This window comes from Mesorhizobium sp. M0910 (assembly GCF_040319465.1).
Classification (GTDB): Bacteria; Pseudomonadota; Alphaproteobacteria; order Rhizobiales; family Rhizobiaceae; genus Mesorhizobium.
Genome location: NZ_JAMYNZ010000004.1, coordinates 482,100 through 498,844, shown reverse-complemented (window position 1 = coordinate 498,844; position 16,745 = coordinate 482,100). Strand labels below are relative to the sequence as shown.

The window sequence follows — 16,745 nt, the reverse complement described above, 5'->3', positions numbered from 1 at the left end:
ACTTGGTATTTCCCGGGACGGCTTGCGCCGCTTGGAATACCGGGAGGAACCGGGACATGGCCGTTGCGCTTGTACTCGTTCTGATAGTCGTGGGCTCGGTGTTGTTCCACTTCCTGAGCCCATGGTGGTGGACGCCGATTGCCTCGAACTGGGACTATATCGACAACACCATCATCATAACTTTCTGGATCACCGGCGTCGTCTTCGCCGCCGTGGTTCTTTTCATGGCCTATTGCGTCTTCCGCTTCCGTCATCGGGAAGGCAATCAGGCGGCATATGAACCTGAGAACAGGCGGCTCGAATCCTGGCTGACGGTCGTCACCGCGGTTGGCGTCACGGCATTGCTCGTTCCTGGCCTGTTCGTCTGGAGCCGGTTCGTTAACGTTCCAAGCGACGCAACAGAGGTCGAAGTCGTCGGCCAGCAGTGGCAATGGAGTTTCCGCCTGCCCGGCAAGGACGGCAAGCTCGGCACATCCGACACTCGCGACGTCAACGCTGAAAATCCACTCGGCGTCATCGCCACCGATGCCAACGGCCAGGACGATGTCGTAGTGGAAGCGGCCGACCTGCACCTCCCGGTTGGCAAACCGGTCAAGATGCTGCTCCGCTCGATCGATGTGCTGCACGATTTCTACGTGCCGGAATTCCGCGCCAAGATGGACATGATCCCGGGCTCGGTCACCTATTTCTGGTTCACTCCGACCAAGACCGGAACCTTCCAGGTCCTGTGTGCCGAACTCTGCGGCCAGGGACATCCGATGATGCATGGCGTGGTCATGGTCGATACGCAGGAAGACTATCTGGCGTGGCTTGGCCAGCAGCAGACTTTTGCGCAGCTGTCCGCGCCCCAACAGATGGGCTCGGCAGAGTAGGAAACCGAAACGACGGTGCGCCGTCGGGATTGAAAATAGTGCGGCAAGCCCGAACTGTCGGGCTGGCCGAAGAGGGCACGGAGGTGTTCCTATGGTCGATATCACACCTGCAGATGCGGTACCGCCGGCCGAAGTCGCAGAAATGGAACTCTACCATCCGCACAGCTGGTGGACGAAATACGTTTTCTCGCAGGACGCCAAGGTCATTGCCATCCAGTATTCGGCGACGGCGACAGCGATCGGCATGGTCGCGCTGGTGCTTTCCTGGCTGATGCGGCTGCAACTCGGCTTCCCCGGCACATTCGACTTCATCACCCCGGAAGCCTACTACCAGTTCATCACCGTGCACGGCATGATCATGGTGATCTACCTGCTCACCGCACTCTTCCTGGGCGGCTTCGGCAACTATCTGATCCCGCTGATGGTTGGCGCTCGCGACATGGTCTTTCCCTATGTCAACATGCTGAGCTACTGGATCTATCTGCTGGCCGTGCTGGTTCTGGTGTCGAGCTTTTTCGCGCCCGGCGGACCGACGGGTGCCGGCTGGACGCTCTATCCGCCGCAGGCGATCATGACCGGTACGCCCGGCGGCCAGGACTGGGGCATCATCCTGATGCTCGTCTCGCTGATCCTGTTCATCATCGGCTTTACCATGGGCGGCCTGAACTATGTCGTGACGGTGCTACAGGGCCGCACGCGCGGCATGACGCTGATGCGCCTTCCGCTCACTGTCTGGGGTATTTTCACCGCCACCGTCATGGCGCTGCTCGCCTTCCCGGCGCTGTTCGTCGCCTGCGTGATGATGCTTCTCGACCGGGCGCTCGGCACCAGCTTCTTCATGCCGGCGATCGTTGAGATGGGCGAACAGTTGCAGCACGGCGGCGGCAGCCCGATCCTGTTCCAGCATCTGTTCTGGTTCTTCGGCCACCCGGAGGTCTACATCGTTGCGCTTCCGGCCTTCGGCATCGTGTCCGACCTGATCAGCACCCATGCGCGCAAGAACATATTCGGCTACCGCATGATGGTCTGGGCCATCGTCGGCATCGGCGCGTTGAGCTTCGTAGTCTGGGCGCACCATATGTATGTCAGCGGCATGCATCCCTATTTCGGCTTCTTCTTCGCCACCACGACACTGATCATCGCCGTTCCGACCGCCATCAAGGTCTACAATTGGGTGCTGACGCTGTGGCGCGGCGATATCCACCTCACCATTCCAATGCTTTTCGCCCTCGCCTTCATCGTCACCTTCGTCAATGGCGGGTTGACCGGCTTGTTTCTCGGCAATGTCGTTGTCGACGTTCCGCTGTCGGACACCATGTTCGTCGTTGCCCATTTCCATATGGTCATGGGGGTCGCGCCGATCCTCGTGATTTTCGGGGCGATCTACCACTGGTACCCAAAGGTCACCGGCCGGATGCTGAACGAGACACTGGGCCGGTTCCACTTCTGGATCACCTTCCTCGGCGCCTATCTGATTTTCTTTCCCATGCACTATCTCGGCTTGATGGGCGTGCCGCGGCGCTACAACGAATTGACCGACATGACGATCATGACGGAATCGGCCCACCACCTGAACTCGTTTATCAGCATCATGGCTTTTATGGTCGGTTTTGCCCAGATTGTGTTTCTGTTCAATCTCATCTGGAGCATCCGCCATGGCCGTGAGGCTGGCGGCAATCCGTGGCGGGCAACGACGCTCGAGTGGCAGACGCCGCAAACACCGCCCGCCCACGGCAATTTCGGCAAGGATCTGCCGATCGTCTATCGCTGGGCCTATGACTACAGCGTACCGGGAGCCAAGGAGGACTTCATACCACAAAACGTTCCGGGCTCCTTCGCGCCCTCCAGGGAGCCGGCATGAGCGTAATCCTGGTCTTCCTGCTCGTGATCGCCGGTATTGCTGGGTGGTGGCTTTCCCATCAGCGGCTAATGACGAAGCCGTGGCTCGAGCAAAGCATGGCCGGGGATTTTGTCGCTCTGGACCGATCGGCGCTGCCGACCGCAAAGATCGGTCTCGGCGTCTTCCTTGCCGTCGTCGGCTGCCTGTTCGCGCTGTTCACCAGTGCTTACTTCATGCGCATGGCGCTGTCGGATTGGCGGCCTCTGCCCATCCCGCCCCTGCTCTGGCTTAACACCGGCGTACTGGTCTTGAGCAGCATTGCGATACAGTGCGCTTCGCTCGCGGCGCGCAAGGGTCAAGTGGACATGGTCAGGCTCGGCCTCGCCACAGCTGGACTCACGGCGCTCGTCTTCCTGATTGGACAGCTTGTGGCATGGCGGGAACTGAGTGCGGACGGCTATTTTCTGGCATCCAATCCGGCCAACAGCTTCTTCTACCTGCTAACGGGAATGCACGGCCTGCATATACTGGGAGGACTGGTCGGGCTGGGCAGAACGAGCGTCGGCGCCTGGAACGGAGCGCAGCCGCAGCGGCTTCGCCTCAGTGTCGAGCTGTGCGCGATGTACTGGCATTTCCTGCTTTTCGTCTGGCTCGCCATCTTTGCGCTTCTGGCCGGCTGGGCTTCGACTTTAATCGACATTTGCCGAGGGTTGCTGACCTAGGAGGAACGGGCGGATGGCAGAGACGACACTGGCCCACATCGGCCGAACAGAGCCGCGACCCGCAGGCTGGCAAGGCATCGCCGCCGACTGGTCCTCGGATCAGCGGGCGTTCAAAAACGTGTCCTGGGGCAAGGCCATGATGTGGATCTTCCTGCTCAGCGACACGTTCATCTTCGGCTGCTTCCTGCTCTCCTACATGACCGCGCGTATCTCAACACGCGTGCCGTGGCCCAATCCGAGCGAGGTTTTCGCCCTGCGCATCGGCGGCTCCGACATTCCACTGATCCTTATCGCCATCATGACCTTCGTGCTGATCTCTAGCAGCGGAACGATGGCCATGGCGGTCAATTTCGGCTACCGCCGCGACCGCCGCAAGACGGCAGTCCTGATGCTCTTGACCGCAGCACTCGGCGCGACCTTCGTCGGCATGCAGGCCTTCGAATGGACCAAGCTGATCACCGAGGGCGTGCGGCCTTGGGGCAATCCCTGGGGCGCTGCACAGTTCGGCGCATCCTTTTTTATGATTACCGGCTTTCACGGCACGCATGTGACGATCGGGGTGATCTTCCTGATCATCGTGGCGCGAAAGGTCTGGCGCGGGGATTTCGATGTCGGACGGCCCGGCTTCTTCACCAGCCGGAGGGGGCGCTACGAGAACGTCGAAATTATGGGGCTCTACTGGCATTTCGTCGACCTGGTCTGGGTGTTCATTTTCGCATTTTTCTATCTTTGGTGAGAGGCAGGACATGGCTGAAGCAACCGCAAACGGCCTGGGACAACACGCACTGGACAGCGCCCATAGGCATGATGCGACGACGACCGGCGTTACCCCGGCGGAGGTTCATCAGGAGCACCCGATCAAGCTCTATCTGGTGGTGTGGGCGTGGCTGTTCATCCTCAGCACCTGCTCCTATCTGGTCGACTATTTCGGTCTCCATGGCTATCCCAGATGGTCGCTGATCCTGATCTTCATGATGCTCAAGGCCGGACTGATCGTCGCCATCTTCATGCACATGGCCTGGGAACGGCTGGCGCTGACATATGCGATCATCCTGCCGCCGGTGCTGGTGCTGGTGTTCGTGACGATGATGGTCTTCGAAGCGGACTACACGCTTCTCACCCGAATGGCGTTTTTCGGGGCCGGGCCCTGACATGCAATCCGGATCCACGCGGTCCGGTCCTGGAGCCTTGAAACAATCCACGGCTGGTCCATTTCTGTTGGTACTGGAGACGACAGGCGATGCCGGCGTTTCCACATGCGTCGCGAACACCAGCAAGGGGCGCCCAAGATGACCATCGCAAACAGATTGAAGGACTTCATCGATAGGAAAGGAATTTCCTACGACACCGTCGAGCATCACCGCACCGCGACAAGCAGACAATCCGCCATTGCGGCACATGTGCCCGGCAGCATAATGGCCAAATCGGTGGTCGTTCACCACGACCGTGGCTACGCGCTCGCCGTGGTTCCAAGCACGCACAGGATAGAACTCGCGACATTGCAGGATGTCATGGAGAAGCCTCTTGGGCTGGCGTCCGAAGACGAGGTGGTCTCGTTATTCGGCGATTGCGACGTCGGCGCTGTGCCGCCGATCGGCGCTGCCTATGATGTGCCGGTGGTTCTCGATGAAAGCCTCGGCGACGCTCCCGAAATCTATTTCGAGGGCGGCGACCACAAGACGCTTGTGCATGTGAGCGGCAAAGATTTCCGCGACCTGACAAAGGACGCGCGCCAGGCCCGTTTCAGCCACCCCGCCTATTGAAAGCTCTGCCTCACCCTGCCCGCACCGGCACTTTCGCCGGTGCGGGCAGAGTGCATTTTTTCAGCTCACGGTCTGGTCGCCGGCGGCGATTCCACAACTTTCCGGTAAACATGCCAGGTGGCATGGCCAAGGATCGGCAGCACGACTGCCAACCCGGCGAACACTGGCAGCGATCCGATGATCAGGGCGACGGCGACAATAAGGCCCCACACCGCCATCACGATCGGGTTGGCCAGGACAACGCGCACCGAGGTGTGGATGGCTTCGTAGGCGCCGACATCGCGGTCGAGCAACAACGGGAATGCGACGACCGTGGTGCACAACACAACCGCGGCGAACACGAAGCCGATGGCGTGACCCAGGATGATGAGCGTCCAGCCGCGTCCCGTGGCGAATATTTCACTGATGAAGCTGGACAGCGATTGCGGCGGCGCCGGGCCGAACAGGGTCTGGTAAAATATCTGGGCCGTCAAAAGCCAGGCGATGAAGATGGCAAGCAGCATGACGCCGACCGCTGCAATAGCCGGCAGCGCTGGAGAACTCCTGACCTCAAAGGCGTGTCTCCATGAGGCGTCGAGCCCGGCTTCCCGCCGCCGGCTGATCTCATAAAGGCCGATCGCCGCGAACGGACCAATCAGCGCAAAGCCGGACACAAGCGGAAACAGCAACGGCAGCGTGTTGTTGCCTGATGTCCAGACAGCAAGCACGACTCCGGCAATCGGATAGATCAGGCAGAGAAATACGATGTGCGACGGCTTGACCATGAAATCATCGACGCCACGCCTGAGCGCATCAAAAAGATCGGAGACGCCGATTTTTCGAATTCTCGTATGTTCCAGCGTCTCGCTGGCGCCTGCTATCACGTGAAAGCTTGCCATGACCATTCCTCCAGACCAGGTCCGGTAAGGTCGCGTTTTACGGTGCTGCCGTTCTGCATGATTGGCCCACGCAAACCGCGACCTGCACCATGATCAATATACTCTCATGCGGGGGACTTGTCGCGCTTTGTAGGAAGGCCCGGGAGTAGGAGGTCCCGGGTAGCCCGACTAGCTACGGACGTGGTTCTTCGATATGCTCTTCTAGTCGAAGGTGAAGGTCATGGACGGAAGGACAGTTCTCATACTCGGCCTTGGCGTCGTTATTCTGCTGTTGCTGGGATTTTGTGCTCCGCCAACGTGATTTTTTGAGCCGGGGTTAATAGCCGGCTGAAGCGATCACTCGCATTACAATGGTGTCGGCAAGCAACGCCGCAAATATTGCGAAAAGATAGACAATCGAATACGCAAACAGCGCCTTTGCCGGCTTCATCTCCTTGTCGGCGACGAGAACCTTCCAGGCCTGCCAAATGAAACCTGCACCCAACGCGGCTGAAGCAGTGCCGTAGTATCCGCTCGCGAAGCCGAAGCCCCAAGGCAGCACGCCGATTGGCGCCAAGAGCAACGAATAGGCGAAGATTTGTTTTCTGGTCGAGTGCTGGCCGGCCACATTCGGCATCATCGGGATGCCAGCCGCGGCATAGTCGCCGACCTTGAAAAGGGCCAGCGCCCAGAAATGAGGCGGCGTCCAGAGGAAAATAACCAGAAACAGAATGAGACTTTCAATGCCGATTGCGCCTGTTGCGGCCGCCCACCCGATCACCGGAGGAAGGGCGCCTGCCGCGCCGCCTATGACGATATTCTGTGGCGTCGAGCGCTTCAGCCACATTGTGTAGATAACGACATAGAAAAAGATGGTGAACGCCAACAACGATGCGGCAAACCACCCCACCAGCACGCCGAGCGTCATGACCGACAGTGCGGAAAGCACCAGACCGAAGCCGAGAGCTTCGCCAGGCGTGACGCGACCGGACGGAATTGGTCGCTTGGACGTGCGAGACATCAAGGCGTCTATGTCTGCGTCGTACCACATATTGAGCGCGCCGGCGGCTCCCGCTCCAACCGCGATTGCGCCGATGGCGATTACGGCGATAACTGGATTCATCACGCCGGGCGCCACCATCAGGCCGACGAAGGCAGTAAACACGGCAAGCGCCATGACCCGAGGTTTCAAAAGCGCAATGAAATCACCCGCCGTCGCCTCCGAGAGGCGGATGCCGGTATCCTTGAGACGGCTTTCTTCAGTCGACATTCAGACGACCACCGATGGGAACGGCAGCCTAGCCGGCCAATGTCTTTTTTGCAACGAGCCGCCCTCCCCACCGACACTGCCGGCAGATTGCGGCCGAGGCTATGCCTCGAACTGTTTGCGATACCAAGATCCGGCGGAAGAGCCGCGCTATTTGGAGAATTGCTTCAGGTAGGCAATGACATTGGCGATATCCTCGTCTTTCTTGAGGCCGGGAAACGCCATCTTCGTGCCTTTGACCATCGCCTTGGGATCGCGAAGGTAGGTCGTCAGCGTGGCTTCGTCCCATTTGACGCCCGACTTGCCGGCCTCGGTCATGGCCTTGGAATAGCTGAACCCCGGATGCGTGCCGGCCGTTCGGCCGATGACGCCGTTCAACGACGGACCGACCTTGTTCTGGTCCTTGTCTGCGATGTGGCAGACCTTGCATTTGGCGAAGACCTTCTCACCCGCCGCGGCATCCTGTGCCCGCGAGGGGCCGGCAACGACGGTCGCGACGGACATGACGATAAAAAACACAATGGCACGCATGGCATTTCCTCCCTGATCGCCAATTTGCCCTGGCTGACCTGCGCAGGCCGACATTTAGTCCGCTGGCATGCGCTCTTGAATGGCAGAACGGATATCCACTGCTTGGAGTTGCGGCACCTACATACCACGGAACCCGGCCGGCAGGTAGAGTTCGATCATGCAATGGATTAATGCGGACAATCCGCTCAAGGCAATTTGGTGTTGCAGGTGGTGGCGATCCGGCCGACCGCCTCTTCAACTCCGGCGAGGTCAAACTCGGCTTTGCCGCGCCCCGACAGCAGCCCGAACCGCCAGGACAGCAGCAACCGGTCCGCGGAAATCAGTCGCCTGATGCCATCGGCACCGTCGCGGACCAGCATCCTGCTGTGCGGCCCGACCGACCAGCTTTCGTTGAGCTTGGCGGATTGGTCGACAGTCACCGACATGGCGATGGTTCGGCTGGCGGAAACGGTGTCGCTCAGCTGCAGCCATTCGCTCCAACGCGGTTCGCCGGCGGTCCGGCAGGCGATCGTCAACACCGGGCTGTAGCTCAACGCGCCGCCGCCGGTGATGAGCTTGTTGGTCGCGTAAAGCGAAGCGGTGACAAGGCCATCGCTGCTCTTGTCGAACCGCCAGTTGTCGAGAACCGTATCAGCCTGGGCAATGCCGAAGACCGACGCAAGCAGGAACGCCGCCGCCGCCACGCTTCCGATACCGAAGAACTGTCTCAACGATGCCTCCAACAACCGCTGCGATTTCGCAACCCAGCGCAGATAATCATCAAAGCTTCGTATCGCTACCTCGACCGCCAGATACGTGAAATCCGTTGCGTCTGCGCCACAACGAAAAAGGCCGCCTCGAGAAGGCGGCCTTTCGGAATTCAACAGGAACGTTATTCAGCGTCCTTGGCGGCCTTCTTCTTCGGCGCGGCCTTTTTCTTCGGCTCTTCGGCGTCGTCGTCGGCCTTCTTTGCGTCCGCTTTTTTCGCAGCCGCCTTCTTCGCCGGCTTGGCCTTGGTTGTCTCCGTATCCTCGTCGTCGGCCAGCAGCTCTTCCTTGCTGACTTTGACATCGGTGACCGAAATCTGGCCGAGCAGATGGTCGACCACCTTCTCTTCGAACATCGGCGCGCGCAACGTGTTCAGCGCTTCGGGATTGTTGCGATAGAATTCGAAGGCTTCCTGCTGCTGGTTGGCCGGATAGCGGCGTACCTGCTCGAACAGGCCGCGCTGCAGTTCCTCGTCCGTCACGGTGACGCCGGCCTTCTCGCCGATTTCGGCGAGAACCAGGCCGAGACGCACGCGGCGCTCGGCAAGCCGCATATATTCAGCACGCGCTTCTTCTTCCGTCGTCTCTTCGTCGGCAAAGGTGCGCCCGGCAGCTTCGAGATCGCGATTGACCTGGTTCCAGATGTTGTTGAACTCGGCCTCGACGAGCTTGGACGGCGCCTCGAACGAGTAGGCAGCGTCGAGCTGGTCGAGCAACTGCCGCTTGACTTTCTGGCGCGTTATCGAGCCGAACTGGTTCTCGATCTGACCGCGCACCACCTCGCGCAGGCGCTCCAGAGATTCCAGGCCAAGGTTTTTGGCCATCTCGTCGTTGATCTCAAGTTCGCCGGGCTTCGACACTTCCTTGACGGTCACGTCGAAAGTGGCTTCCTTGCCGGCCAGATGCGTCGCCTGGTAGTTTTCCGGGAAGGTAACCGTGACCTGCTTCTCGTCGCCGGCCTTGCTGCCGACCAGCTGGTCCTCGAAGCCGGGGATGAATTCCTTCGAGCCGAGCACCAGCGGCTGATCGGTGCCGGCGCCGCCGTTGAAGGCTTCGCCGTCGATCTTGCCGACGTAATCGATGGTCACGCGGTCGCCCTCGGCGGCCTTGCCGGTCTTCGGCTCGTAAGTGCGGGCGGATTCAGCGACACGCTTGACCTGCTCATCGATCTCTTCATCCGGCACGTCGAACACCTGGCGCGTCACCTTGATCTCGGAGAAATCCTTGATCTCGATCGGCGGAATGACCTCATAGTTCAGGCGGAACTCGAAGTCGGCACCGCCTGCCAGGATCTTCTCGGCTTCCTTCTCGTCCTCGGTCATGATCACTTCGGGCTGCATGGCAGCCTTTTCGCCGCGCCCGGTGATGATCGAACGGGTCGAATCGTTGAGGATCTCGTTGACCACTTCGGCCATGAACGACTTGCCGTAGACTTTGCGCAGATGCTGCACCGGCACCTTGCCGGGGCGGAAGCCGTTGATGCGGACCTTGTTCCTGGCATCGGAGAGCCGCGCCATCAGCTTGGCTTCCATGTCACCAGCCGGCACGGTGATCTTGATCTCGCGCTTGAGACCGGAGTTGAGCGTTTCGGTGACCTGCATCATAAAACCTTTGTTTCCACCAATGAGGCCGTCAAACGGCCCCTGCCGCTTACAGCCTGCCGGTATGATCTTGCCGGGAATGGCTTTTGGTGCGGGACTTGGCGATCTGTCCGCTCAAGGCGGCACAAATCCTCCAGAAATACGCTCCAAAATGTGAATAAGTCTTTGTTTTTCCTACTTCTTATCACATTCTGCAGAAGCGGATCGTCGCGTCCCGTCACATTCGACACGCCTTTTGTCACAGGCGACGCTGATTTTCAACCATCTTTGCATTCCGGCCAAGGATACCGATGTGAGCTCTGACATTGACAGAATGATGGCTACATGGGATTGGCCGGGCAATGCGGATGTGGCGGAATTGGTAGACGCCCTGGATTTAGGTTCCAGTGCCGAAAGGCGTGGGGGTTCGAGTCCCTTCATCCGCACCATCCCTTCGCTCTTCGAGCTTCGGGTGGCAGGCCACTCGAAGCTCCTCCGAAGCCCTGGCGAAGGAGGGTCATTGGCAAGGCAGTAGCGCGATCTAATAAAGCGGTTCCTCGAACAGTGTCTTGTCGCCGTCCACCAGCGCCTTGATCTGCGCCGTGCCGTTGGCCGCGATCGCCACGCGGATGCCGAACGGCCGCACCCGCATGTCGTTCTGGATCGCTATCCCCTCGCCTTCCGGCAGATAGAAGCGCTCGATGCCGTACTCCGGCGCGATCGTCGTTGCTCCCTGGCTGATATCCCAGCCCTCGGAAACGTGTCCGACGATATCGGCTTCGCCGGACGCTGCCGGCGCCGGCGCTTGCCCGAACCAAGCCGCGGTCGGCCCCCAATAGCCATCGGCGCCCTGCTTCAGCCTGACCACGATCGACGTTTCCTCGCTGGAAAGCTTGCCGGCCGGAATGTTGCCGATCAGTTTCACCGGTATGCGCGAAATGTCGTAGCCGAGCAGAATGTAGTCACCGCGCAAGAGATCGCGCGGATCGATCGGCTCGACCCTGAGCAGGACCTGCTTGCCATCGCGCAGGATCGCCGCGCGTCCGGCGATGATCCAGCTCAGAAAGCCGATCTGGACGAGCGCCAGGACCAGCGCCGAGATGATCAGTCTTTTGCCGGTCATCATGCCGCCGCTCCTGTCATGTTCGAGGCGTTCATGCGCTTTTCTATGCGGATGATCATGAAAGCAAGAACGGCGAGAAGCACCGCCGCCGCAAGCAAGAAGCCTGCCGTGTCCAGCATTGATTGCAGCATCACCACATAAATGATGGCGAGTTCGAAGGCGAAGCCCGCATAGGCAACCCAGCGCAGTCCCCGGCTCTCGCGGCCGCCCAGCACGATCGCCCCGACGATGCCGGCCAGCGCAACAGCCGAGGCAATGGCGAAGCCGCCATTGTAGCTGCTTTCATCCGCCAGTTCGAATTGAATCATCGCCAGGCCGGTGAGAAAGCCGATCAGCGCGTGCAAGGGTAACCTGCCGCCGAGTTGCAAAACCCTCTCGACCGGCCCGGCAGCAAAGATCGCAGCGGTAAAAAGCAGCACCGACGCGGCAACGAGCGGGATGGCGACTTGCAGCGTGTCGTATTCCATGGCCAACAGCACGAGATAGAAAAGGACCGACAGGATGATCAGGTGGCGCGCCGCCTGGCTGCGCGTCCAGAACGAAACGGCGAACACAATTAGCGCCATGACCACGAAGAGATGCGGAAATTCCGTGCGCCGGAAGTAGTCGAACCCTCTCAGGAACAGCCAGGCATCGGCGATGCCGACGGCAGCGACGGTCAGCGGGTTTGAGCGCAGCGCCACCGCCGCCAGCGCCGTGCCGGCGCCCCAGGTGATCAAGGCCGAGGCCTCGTCGCCCGACAAATGATACATCTGGCCGATCAGCGCGATCGATCCGCCGAACGCTGCTGCCGCGACGATCCACAGCGCCTCGCCGATCGCCGCATGGTCGCGCATCTTCAGCACCGCCCCGCCGACATAGCCGGCAAGGATAACGGCAAAAAGTGCCGCGACCCGCACCAACCGCGGGATAACTTCCCAGTTGGCGGCGATGAAGATCAGGATAGCGGCGCCGAACAGCAGCGCCGCCATCATCGCCAGGATCGAGCCGAAACTCAGCGATTTGCGTTCGTTTGCCTCGACGTCGCGCGTCAGCGCATCGGCTGTCGGCGCGTCGATCAGGCCGGCCTGTTGCCATCGTGCGATATCCGACCTGACCCGTGACGAATAGCTCGCCATGCCCCTCCCCCTTTGCTTGGTCCTTTTAGCTTGTCCGGCCAAGCGTTTGACCTAACGGCATTTTTCCGATCTGGGCGGAAAACCGGACGCGCGTTAATGTTGCATTGCACAAATTGCATTGCTGCCATGCACCAATAGCGCTTTTAAATCGATATGACCCCACCTATTTTCACGGTGCACACAAAGACGGAATGATCCGAAAGAAAGACGAAACGAGACTACCATGAACCTGATCCGCAACTATCGCAACTGGCGCCGCTATAGGGACACCGTGTCCGAGCTGAGCCGCCTGAGCACCCGTGAACTGACCGATCTCGGCATCAGCCGCAGCGACATTCACTACGTCGCCCGCAAGTCGGTCTAATCCTTCGGGCCGCAAATGGTCCGAACCAGTTTGAAAAGAGAACGACAATGAACCTGATCCGCAACTACCGTAACTGGCGCGTCTACCGCGAGACGGTTACCGAGCTGGGTCGCCTGTCGAACCGCCAGCTCAACGATCTCGGCATCGTCCGCGACGAAATCAAGATGATCGCTCGCAAGGCGATCTAACCACAAGAATTTCGCCAGGGTCGACCTCCTCCCCGACCCTGACGGATACGGTCAGCCTTCACCTCCTCCCGAGGGTTGACCACAAAAACGGCGCCCGCCGGACCTCCTCCCCCGGCGGGCGCTGTTTCCAGGTTGTTTCTAAAAGGGTTTCGCGCCCTTCAAATGGCGAAAAGAATTTCGTCAAAGCCGACCTCCTCCCCGGCAATGACGAATACGGTCGATCTTCACCTCCTCCCGAGGATCGACCAACAAAACGACACCCGCCGGACCTCCTCCCCCGGCGGGTGTTGTTGTTTTGAGGCGGCTTCCCCCGTCAGCCATTCTCCCGCGTGGCAATTGCAATCCTTGCGCTAAGCGACTATTTCGGCGCTCATGAGCAACAATCCCATTCACGTCATCGGCGGCGGTCTCGCCGGCTCCGAAGCCGCCTGGCAGGCGGCCGAAGCCGGCGTTCCCGTTGTCCTGCATGAAATGCGTCCCGTCCGCGGTACCGACGCGCACAAGACCGACGGACTGGCCGAGCTCGTCTGTTCCAATTCCTTCCGCTCCGACGATGCGCAAACCAATGCCGTCGGCCTGCTGCACGCCGAAATGCGGCTGGCCGGTTCACTGATCATGAGCGCCGGCGATGCTCACAAGGTGCCGGCCGGCGGTGCGCTTGCCGTCGACCGCGACGGGTTTTCTGACGCGGTGACCAGAACGCTCGAAACCCATCCGCTCATCACCATCCAGCGTGAGGAAGTGCCCGGCCTGCCGCCGACGGAGTGGGACCAGGCGATCGTTGCCACCGGACCGTTGACAGCGCCGTCGCTCGCCCAGTCGATCGCGGAAGCAACCGGCGCCGACGCGCTCGCCTTCTTCGACGCCATCGCGCCGATCGTCCATTTCGACACGATTGACATGGACATCTGCTGGTTCCAGTCGCGCTACGACAAGGTCGGCCCCGGCGGCACCGGCAAGGACTACATCAACTGCCCGATGGATAAGGAGCAGTACCTTGCCTTCGTGCAGGCGCTGGTCCACGGCCAGAAAACCGAATTCAAGCAATGGGAAGGCACGCCCTATTTCGACGGCTGCCTGCCGATCGAAGTGATGGCCGAGCGCGGCGTCGAGACATTGCGCTACGGGCCGATGAAGCCGATGGGACTGACCAATGCGCATAATTCGTCTGTAAAGGCGTATGCCGTCGTTCAGCTTCGCCAGGACAATGCGCTGGGCACGCTCTATAACATGGTCGGCTTTCAGACCAAGCTGAAGCACGCCGAGCAGGTGCGCATATTCCGCACCATCCCCGGGCTGGAAAACGCCGAGTTCGCCCGCCTCGGCGGCCTGCACCGAAACACCTACATCAATTCGCCGACGCTGCTCGACGCTTCGCTGCAGTTGAAGTCGCGGCCCGGCTTGCGTTTTGCCGGCCAGATCACCGGCTGTGAGGGCTATGTCGAGAGTGCCGCCATCGGCCTGCTCGCCGGGCGTTTCGCCGCCGCCGAAAGGCTTGGCCATGCGCCGTCCCTGCCGCCCTTGACCACCGCTTTCGGCGCGCTGCTCAACCACATCACTGGTGGCCATATTGTCTCTGACGACGAGCCGGGAAAGCGCTCTTTCCAGCCAATGAATGTCAATTTCGGCCTGTTCCCGCCCGTGGAGGCGCCAAAGATCGAAGGCAAGCGGCTGCGCGGCAAGGACAAGACGGTCGCCAAGCGGCACGCGGTGACATCGCGCGCGCTCGCCGACTGCCGCGAATGGCTGGGGCTGCCTGCAACAGCGCAAGCTGCGGAATAGATCTCGGTTTTTGCGGATTTCGCGGCGGAGAAGTAGGATAATATCCTACTTTGTATCGCGAGCCAAATCCCATGGAATCCGCTGAGAAACTGTCCGTCACCGTAACACCCGCCATGGCGCGAATGATCCGCGAAAAGGTCGAGGACGGCTCCTACGGATCGGCGAGCGAGGTCGTCCGCGCGGCTCTTCGCGCCTTCCAGCGCGAAGAGGAAGAACATGCCGAGCGCATGGCCTCGATCCGGGCGCGCGTGAAGGCCTCGATCGAGGACACAAGGCCAAACCTTTCAGGCGAAGAAGTTCGTGCCCGTCTTAGGGAATTCGTCGCGCAGTATTCGAGCCGCGCCGATGATTCGGCGCCTTGAGGTCGAATATCGCGAAGACGCCCAAAATAATTTGGCCGATATTTTCCGGCATATTGTTGAGACTGGTGGAAATCCTGACGTTGCATTGAAATCGTCCTGCGCATCGAAGATCGATGTCAAAACATCGGCAATGCACCGCGTGGCGGCCAGCCGCGCGGCGACATTGCGCCAGGATTGCGAACGGTGCCGTTCGAGCACTCGGCTATCACCCGCCTATGTTGTCGACGATGATGTCGTCCGCATCGTCAACATCTTCTATGGCGGTCGCGACTATGAAATGCTGATGCGCGATGGCGGATCAAGTGATCCATCATGATGGAAACTACTCAGCCGGGCCGATGCTCGCCGCAGGCCGGATTTCCTCATTAGCAATCAGCCTTCACACAGCCGGCCAGCCTTGCGTCGCACGCCGGAACAAGAGCCAATGCCGGCGCAAGGCCGAAAGCCGTACCGCGCCATCAAGCGGTGAATGGCGGGAGCCGTCCATCTGGTCGAGATAGGCGCGCGTCAGAGCCAGCGGCAGAAAGGCCGGGCGCAGTGAAACCGGCAGAGCGAACGCCCCCTGCTCGAAAGCGGAAAGATGCTCGCGTGCCAGCGCGATCATCGCGGCGACCGCGCGTTCCGCGCCCGGCCCGCCGTCACCTGTAACGAACTCTTGCGGCGACGATCCCGCCGCAGCCAAAATATCGGCCGGGACAAAGCACTGTCCCCGCTTGCGATGCAGCGGCAGCAGAAGCAGGAGACCGGTCATCGCCTGCGCACAACCTGCCCTGCCGGCAAGATCGGCAAAGCGCGGCGCTTGGACCGGATCGAGCACCATCGCCGCAAGCTGGATGAGTGCTGCGGCAGTCTCGCCGCAATAGCCTTCGAGGTCGGTGCGTGACGGCATCGGATCGTCATAGAGATCGAAGATGCGCGCTTCGAGCATATTGTCGAAAGCGGCCTTAGGCAGGCGGTGAGCGGAAATCGCCGTCCTCAGCGCGTCCGCCACGGGATGGCCGATCTGAGTCCGATCCTCTTCGGCGGCGATGACGTCGCGCCACCATTGCAGCCGCACCTCGCCCGGCAGCGCCTCGTGGATGCGATCGCGTACGCCGGCGATTTCGGCGTTGAAGGCATAGAGCGAAAACAGCGCGTCACGCTTGTTCTCGGGCGCATAGAGCACGCTGAGATAGCGGTCATGGTCGGCGGCACGCACCGTCTCCATGACGAGTTTGGTGTTTTCGGCCACGTCAGTCGACGGCGATGAGCGCTGCGGCCACGGCGCGATCTTCCGCCAGCAGCACATTATAGGTCCGCACCGCCGCCCCCGTCGACATCGGATCGGCGGAAATGCCCGCTTCTTTCAGTGCCGTACGCAGCGCGGCAGGCAATGGTCTCAGATCCTTGCCGCTGCCAACCAGCAGGATCTCAACCTTGGCGGCCTCGTTGAACAGCTTGGCGAAATCCGCTGCCGTCAGCGCCAACGGATCGGCCGGCTCCCAGCCATAGATGCCCGAAGGCAGGCACAGCAGCGAGCCGCGATGCGACATGTCGGCAAAGCGGAAACCGCCATTGCCGTAAGCCTCGATCGGTGCGCGGCCCGGGAAATGCGCCTCGCGGATGACGATGCCCTTGGCCACTTTTGAGG

The 16,745-nt window shown here is 60.6% G+C and carries 20 protein-coding genes and 1 tRNA gene; 12 read left to right on the top strand and 9 right to left on the bottom strand.

Going from position 1 to position 16,745, the window contains the following annotated elements:
- Positions 1-56: 56 nt before the first annotated feature.
- The 6 genes from coxB (at position 57) to NKH78_RS13375 (ending at position 5,197) form a co-directional block, all read left to right on the top strand.
- Positions 57-872, top strand: a complete 816-nt coding sequence (gene coxB, locus NKH78_RS13400; protein ID WP_254818347.1) for a cytochrome c oxidase subunit II — start codon at positions 57-59, stop codon at positions 870-872.
- Positions 873-963: 91 nt separating this feature from the next.
- Positions 964-2,733, top strand: coding sequence for a cytochrome c oxidase subunit I (gene ctaD / locus NKH78_RS13395; RefSeq protein WP_352508763.1), 1,770 nt, complete (start codon positions 964-966; stop codon positions 2,731-2,733).
- On the top strand, positions 2,730-3,434 hold the full coding sequence (locus tag NKH78_RS13390; RefSeq protein ID WP_352508764.1) for a cytochrome c oxidase subunit 3: 705 nt from the start codon (positions 2,730-2,732) through the stop codon (positions 3,432-3,434). The genes ctaD and NKH78_RS13390 overlap by 4 nt, the downstream gene beginning before the upstream one ends.
- A 13-nt stretch (positions 3,435-3,447) precedes the next feature.
- A complete protein-coding gene (locus NKH78_RS13385; RefSeq protein WP_254818344.1) occupies positions 3,448-4,170 on the top strand; it encodes a heme-copper oxidase subunit III family protein in 723 nt (240 codons plus the stop codon).
- A gap of 10 nt (positions 4,171-4,180) precedes the next feature.
- Complete coding sequence (locus tag NKH78_RS13380; RefSeq protein ID WP_352508765.1) at positions 4,181-4,585, top strand: cytochrome C oxidase subunit IV family protein; 405 nt, start codon at positions 4,181-4,183, stop codon at positions 4,583-4,585.
- A 138-nt stretch (positions 4,586-4,723) separates the two neighbouring features.
- The gene (locus tag NKH78_RS13375) at positions 4,724-5,197 is read left to right on the top strand and encodes an aminoacyl-tRNA deacylase (protein WP_254818342.1); all 474 of its coding nucleotides are present in this window, start codon (positions 4,724-4,726) and stop codon (positions 5,195-5,197) included.
- 65 nt (positions 5,198-5,262) lie between these two features.
- On the opposite strand, the gene NKH78_RS13370 is transcribed toward NKH78_RS13375, so the two are convergent.
- From NKH78_RS13370 to tig, 5 genes are all read right to left on the bottom strand, one after another.
- Complete coding sequence (locus NKH78_RS13370) at positions 5,263-6,075, bottom strand: DUF2189 domain-containing protein (RefSeq protein ID WP_254818341.1); 813 nt, start codon at positions 6,073-6,075, stop codon at positions 5,263-5,265.
- Positions 6,076-6,391: 316 nt separating this feature from the next.
- Positions 6,392-7,324: a heme o synthase gene (locus NKH78_RS13365; protein ID WP_352737138.1), complete on the bottom strand. Its 933-nt coding sequence runs from the start codon at positions 7,322-7,324 to the stop codon at positions 6,392-6,394.
- A gap of 147 nt (positions 7,325-7,471) precedes the next feature.
- Entirely contained in the window at positions 7,472-7,825 is a 354-nt protein-coding gene (locus NKH78_RS13360) for a c-type cytochrome (RefSeq protein ID WP_502899802.1), read from the bottom strand.
- A gap of 212 nt (positions 7,826-8,037) precedes the next feature.
- Positions 8,038-8,562, bottom strand: coding sequence for a hypothetical protein (locus tag NKH78_RS13355; protein ID WP_352479775.1), 525 nt, complete (start codon positions 8,560-8,562; stop codon positions 8,038-8,040).
- Positions 8,563-8,723: 161 nt separating this feature from the next.
- Positions 8,724-10,199: a trigger factor gene (gene tig, locus NKH78_RS13350; protein ID WP_352883073.1), complete on the bottom strand. Its 1,476-nt coding sequence runs from the start codon at positions 10,197-10,199 to the stop codon at positions 8,724-8,726.
- A gap of 343 nt (positions 10,200-10,542) precedes the next feature.
- Between tig and NKH78_RS13345 the strand changes: the two genes are divergently transcribed.
- Positions 10,543-10,627 (top strand) — tRNA-Leu (locus tag NKH78_RS13345).
- A gap of 92 nt (positions 10,628-10,719) precedes the next feature.
- On the opposite strand, the gene NKH78_RS13340 is transcribed toward NKH78_RS13345, so the two are convergent.
- Both NKH78_RS13340 and NKH78_RS13335 read right to left on the bottom strand, forming a co-directional pair.
- Positions 10,720-11,304 carry a GDYXXLXY domain-containing protein gene (locus NKH78_RS13340; RefSeq protein WP_352646697.1) on the bottom strand — a complete coding sequence of 195 codons (585 nt, stop codon included), beginning with the start codon at positions 11,302-11,304 and terminating at the stop codon, positions 10,720-10,722.
- Complete coding sequence (locus NKH78_RS13335) at positions 11,301-12,419, bottom strand: DUF2157 domain-containing protein (protein ID WP_352737140.1); 1,119 nt, start codon at positions 12,417-12,419, stop codon at positions 11,301-11,303. The genes NKH78_RS13340 and NKH78_RS13335 overlap by 4 nt, the downstream gene beginning before the upstream one ends.
- Before the next feature lie 223 nt (positions 12,420-12,642).
- Here NKH78_RS13335 and NKH78_RS13330 point away from each other — a divergent pair, with 223 nt between their 5' ends.
- The 5 genes from NKH78_RS13330 to NKH78_RS13310 all read left to right on the top strand — a co-directional run bounded on the left by NKH78_RS13330 (position 12,643) and on the right by NKH78_RS13310 (position 15,431).
- Positions 12,643-12,783, top strand: a complete 141-nt coding sequence (locus NKH78_RS13330) for a DUF1127 domain-containing protein (RefSeq protein ID WP_254818335.1) — start codon at positions 12,643-12,645, stop codon at positions 12,781-12,783.
- Between the two features lie 47 nt (positions 12,784-12,830).
- Positions 12,831-12,971 (top strand): DUF1127 domain-containing protein, encoded by a 141-nt coding sequence (locus NKH78_RS13325; RefSeq protein WP_254818334.1) that lies wholly within the window; start codon positions 12,831-12,833, stop codon positions 12,969-12,971.
- 372 nt (positions 12,972-13,343) lie between these two features.
- Positions 13,344-14,753, top strand: a complete 1,410-nt coding sequence (trmFO, locus tag NKH78_RS13320) for a methylenetetrahydrofolate--tRNA-(uracil(54)-C(5))-methyltransferase (FADH(2)-oxidizing) TrmFO (RefSeq protein WP_352505858.1) — start codon at positions 13,344-13,346, stop codon at positions 14,751-14,753.
- A 71-nt stretch (positions 14,754-14,824) separates the two neighbouring features.
- Positions 14,825-15,115: a type II toxin-antitoxin system ParD family antitoxin gene (locus tag NKH78_RS13315; RefSeq protein ID WP_352505857.1), complete on the top strand. Its 291-nt coding sequence runs from the start codon at positions 14,825-14,827 to the stop codon at positions 15,113-15,115.
- The gene (locus NKH78_RS13310; protein ID WP_352505856.1) at positions 15,099-15,431 is read left to right on the top strand and encodes a type II toxin-antitoxin system RelE/ParE family toxin; all 333 of its coding nucleotides are present in this window, start codon (positions 15,099-15,101) and stop codon (positions 15,429-15,431) included. The genes NKH78_RS13315 and NKH78_RS13310 overlap by 17 nt, the downstream gene beginning before the upstream one ends.
- A 63-nt stretch (positions 15,432-15,494) precedes the next feature.
- Here NKH78_RS13310 and NKH78_RS13305 read toward each other — a convergent pair whose 3' ends face one another.
- Positions 15,495-16,322, bottom strand: a complete 828-nt coding sequence (locus NKH78_RS13305) for a phytoene/squalene synthase family protein (RefSeq protein ID WP_502896052.1) — start codon at positions 16,320-16,322, stop codon at positions 15,495-15,497.
- A gap of 25 nt (positions 16,323-16,347) precedes the next feature.
- Positions 16,348-16,737, bottom strand: a complete 390-nt coding sequence (locus tag NKH78_RS13300) for an Mth938-like domain-containing protein (RefSeq protein ID WP_352505854.1) — start codon at positions 16,735-16,737, stop codon at positions 16,348-16,350.
- Between the last annotated feature and the right edge of the window lie 8 nt (positions 16,738-16,745).

Coding starts and splice junctions, on each gene's coding strand:
- tig (WP_352883073.1), bottom strand. CDS start 10,199: ATGCAGGTCACCGAAACGCTCAACTCCGGTCTCAAGCGCGAGATCAAG.
- NKH78_RS13360 (WP_502899802.1), bottom strand. CDS start 7,825: ATGTCCGTCGCGACCGTCGTTGCCGGCCCCTCGCGGGCACAGGATGCC.
- NKH78_RS13385 (WP_254818344.1), top strand. CDS start 3,448: ATGGCAGAGACGACACTGGCCCACATCGGCCGAACAGAGCCGCGACCC.
- NKH78_RS13390 (WP_352508764.1), top strand. CDS start 2,730: ATGAGCGTAATCCTGGTCTTCCTGCTCGTGATCGCCGGTATTGCTGGG.
- NKH78_RS13375 (WP_254818342.1), top strand. CDS start 4,724: ATGACCATCGCAAACAGATTGAAGGACTTCATCGATAGGAAAGGAATT.
- NKH78_RS13325 (WP_254818334.1), top strand. CDS start 12,831: ATGAACCTGATCCGCAACTACCGTAACTGGCGCGTCTACCGCGAGACG.
- NKH78_RS13335 (WP_352737140.1), bottom strand. CDS start 12,419: ATGGCGAGCTATTCGTCACGGGTCAGGTCGGATATCGCACGATGGCAA.
- NKH78_RS13380 (WP_352508765.1), top strand. CDS start 4,181: ATGGCTGAAGCAACCGCAAACGGCCTGGGACAACACGCACTGGACAGC.
- trmFO (WP_352505858.1), top strand. CDS start 13,344: ATGAGCAACAATCCCATTCACGTCATCGGCGGCGGTCTCGCCGGCTCC.
- NKH78_RS13310 (WP_352505856.1), top strand. CDS start 15,099: ATGATTCGGCGCCTTGAGGTCGAATATCGCGAAGACGCCCAAAATAAT.
- NKH78_RS13305 (WP_502896052.1), bottom strand. CDS start 16,322: ATGGAGACGGTGCGTGCCGCCGACCATGACCGCTATCTCAGCGTGCTC.
- NKH78_RS13330 (WP_254818335.1), top strand. CDS start 12,643: ATGAACCTGATCCGCAACTATCGCAACTGGCGCCGCTATAGGGACACC.
- NKH78_RS13315 (WP_352505857.1), top strand. CDS start 14,825: ATGGAATCCGCTGAGAAACTGTCCGTCACCGTAACACCCGCCATGGCG.
- NKH78_RS13365 (WP_352737138.1), bottom strand. CDS start 7,324: ATGTCGACTGAAGAAAGCCGTCTCAAGGATACCGGCATCCGCCTCTCG.
- NKH78_RS13370 (WP_254818341.1), bottom strand. CDS start 6,075: ATGGCAAGCTTTCACGTGATAGCAGGCGCCAGCGAGACGCTGGAACAT.
- NKH78_RS13340 (WP_352646697.1), bottom strand. CDS start 11,304: ATGATGACCGGCAAAAGACTGATCATCTCGGCGCTGGTCCTGGCGCTC.
- coxB (WP_254818347.1), top strand. CDS start 57: ATGGCCGTTGCGCTTGTACTCGTTCTGATAGTCGTGGGCTCGGTGTTG.
- ctaD (WP_352508763.1), top strand. CDS start 964: ATGGTCGATATCACACCTGCAGATGCGGTACCGCCGGCCGAAGTCGCA.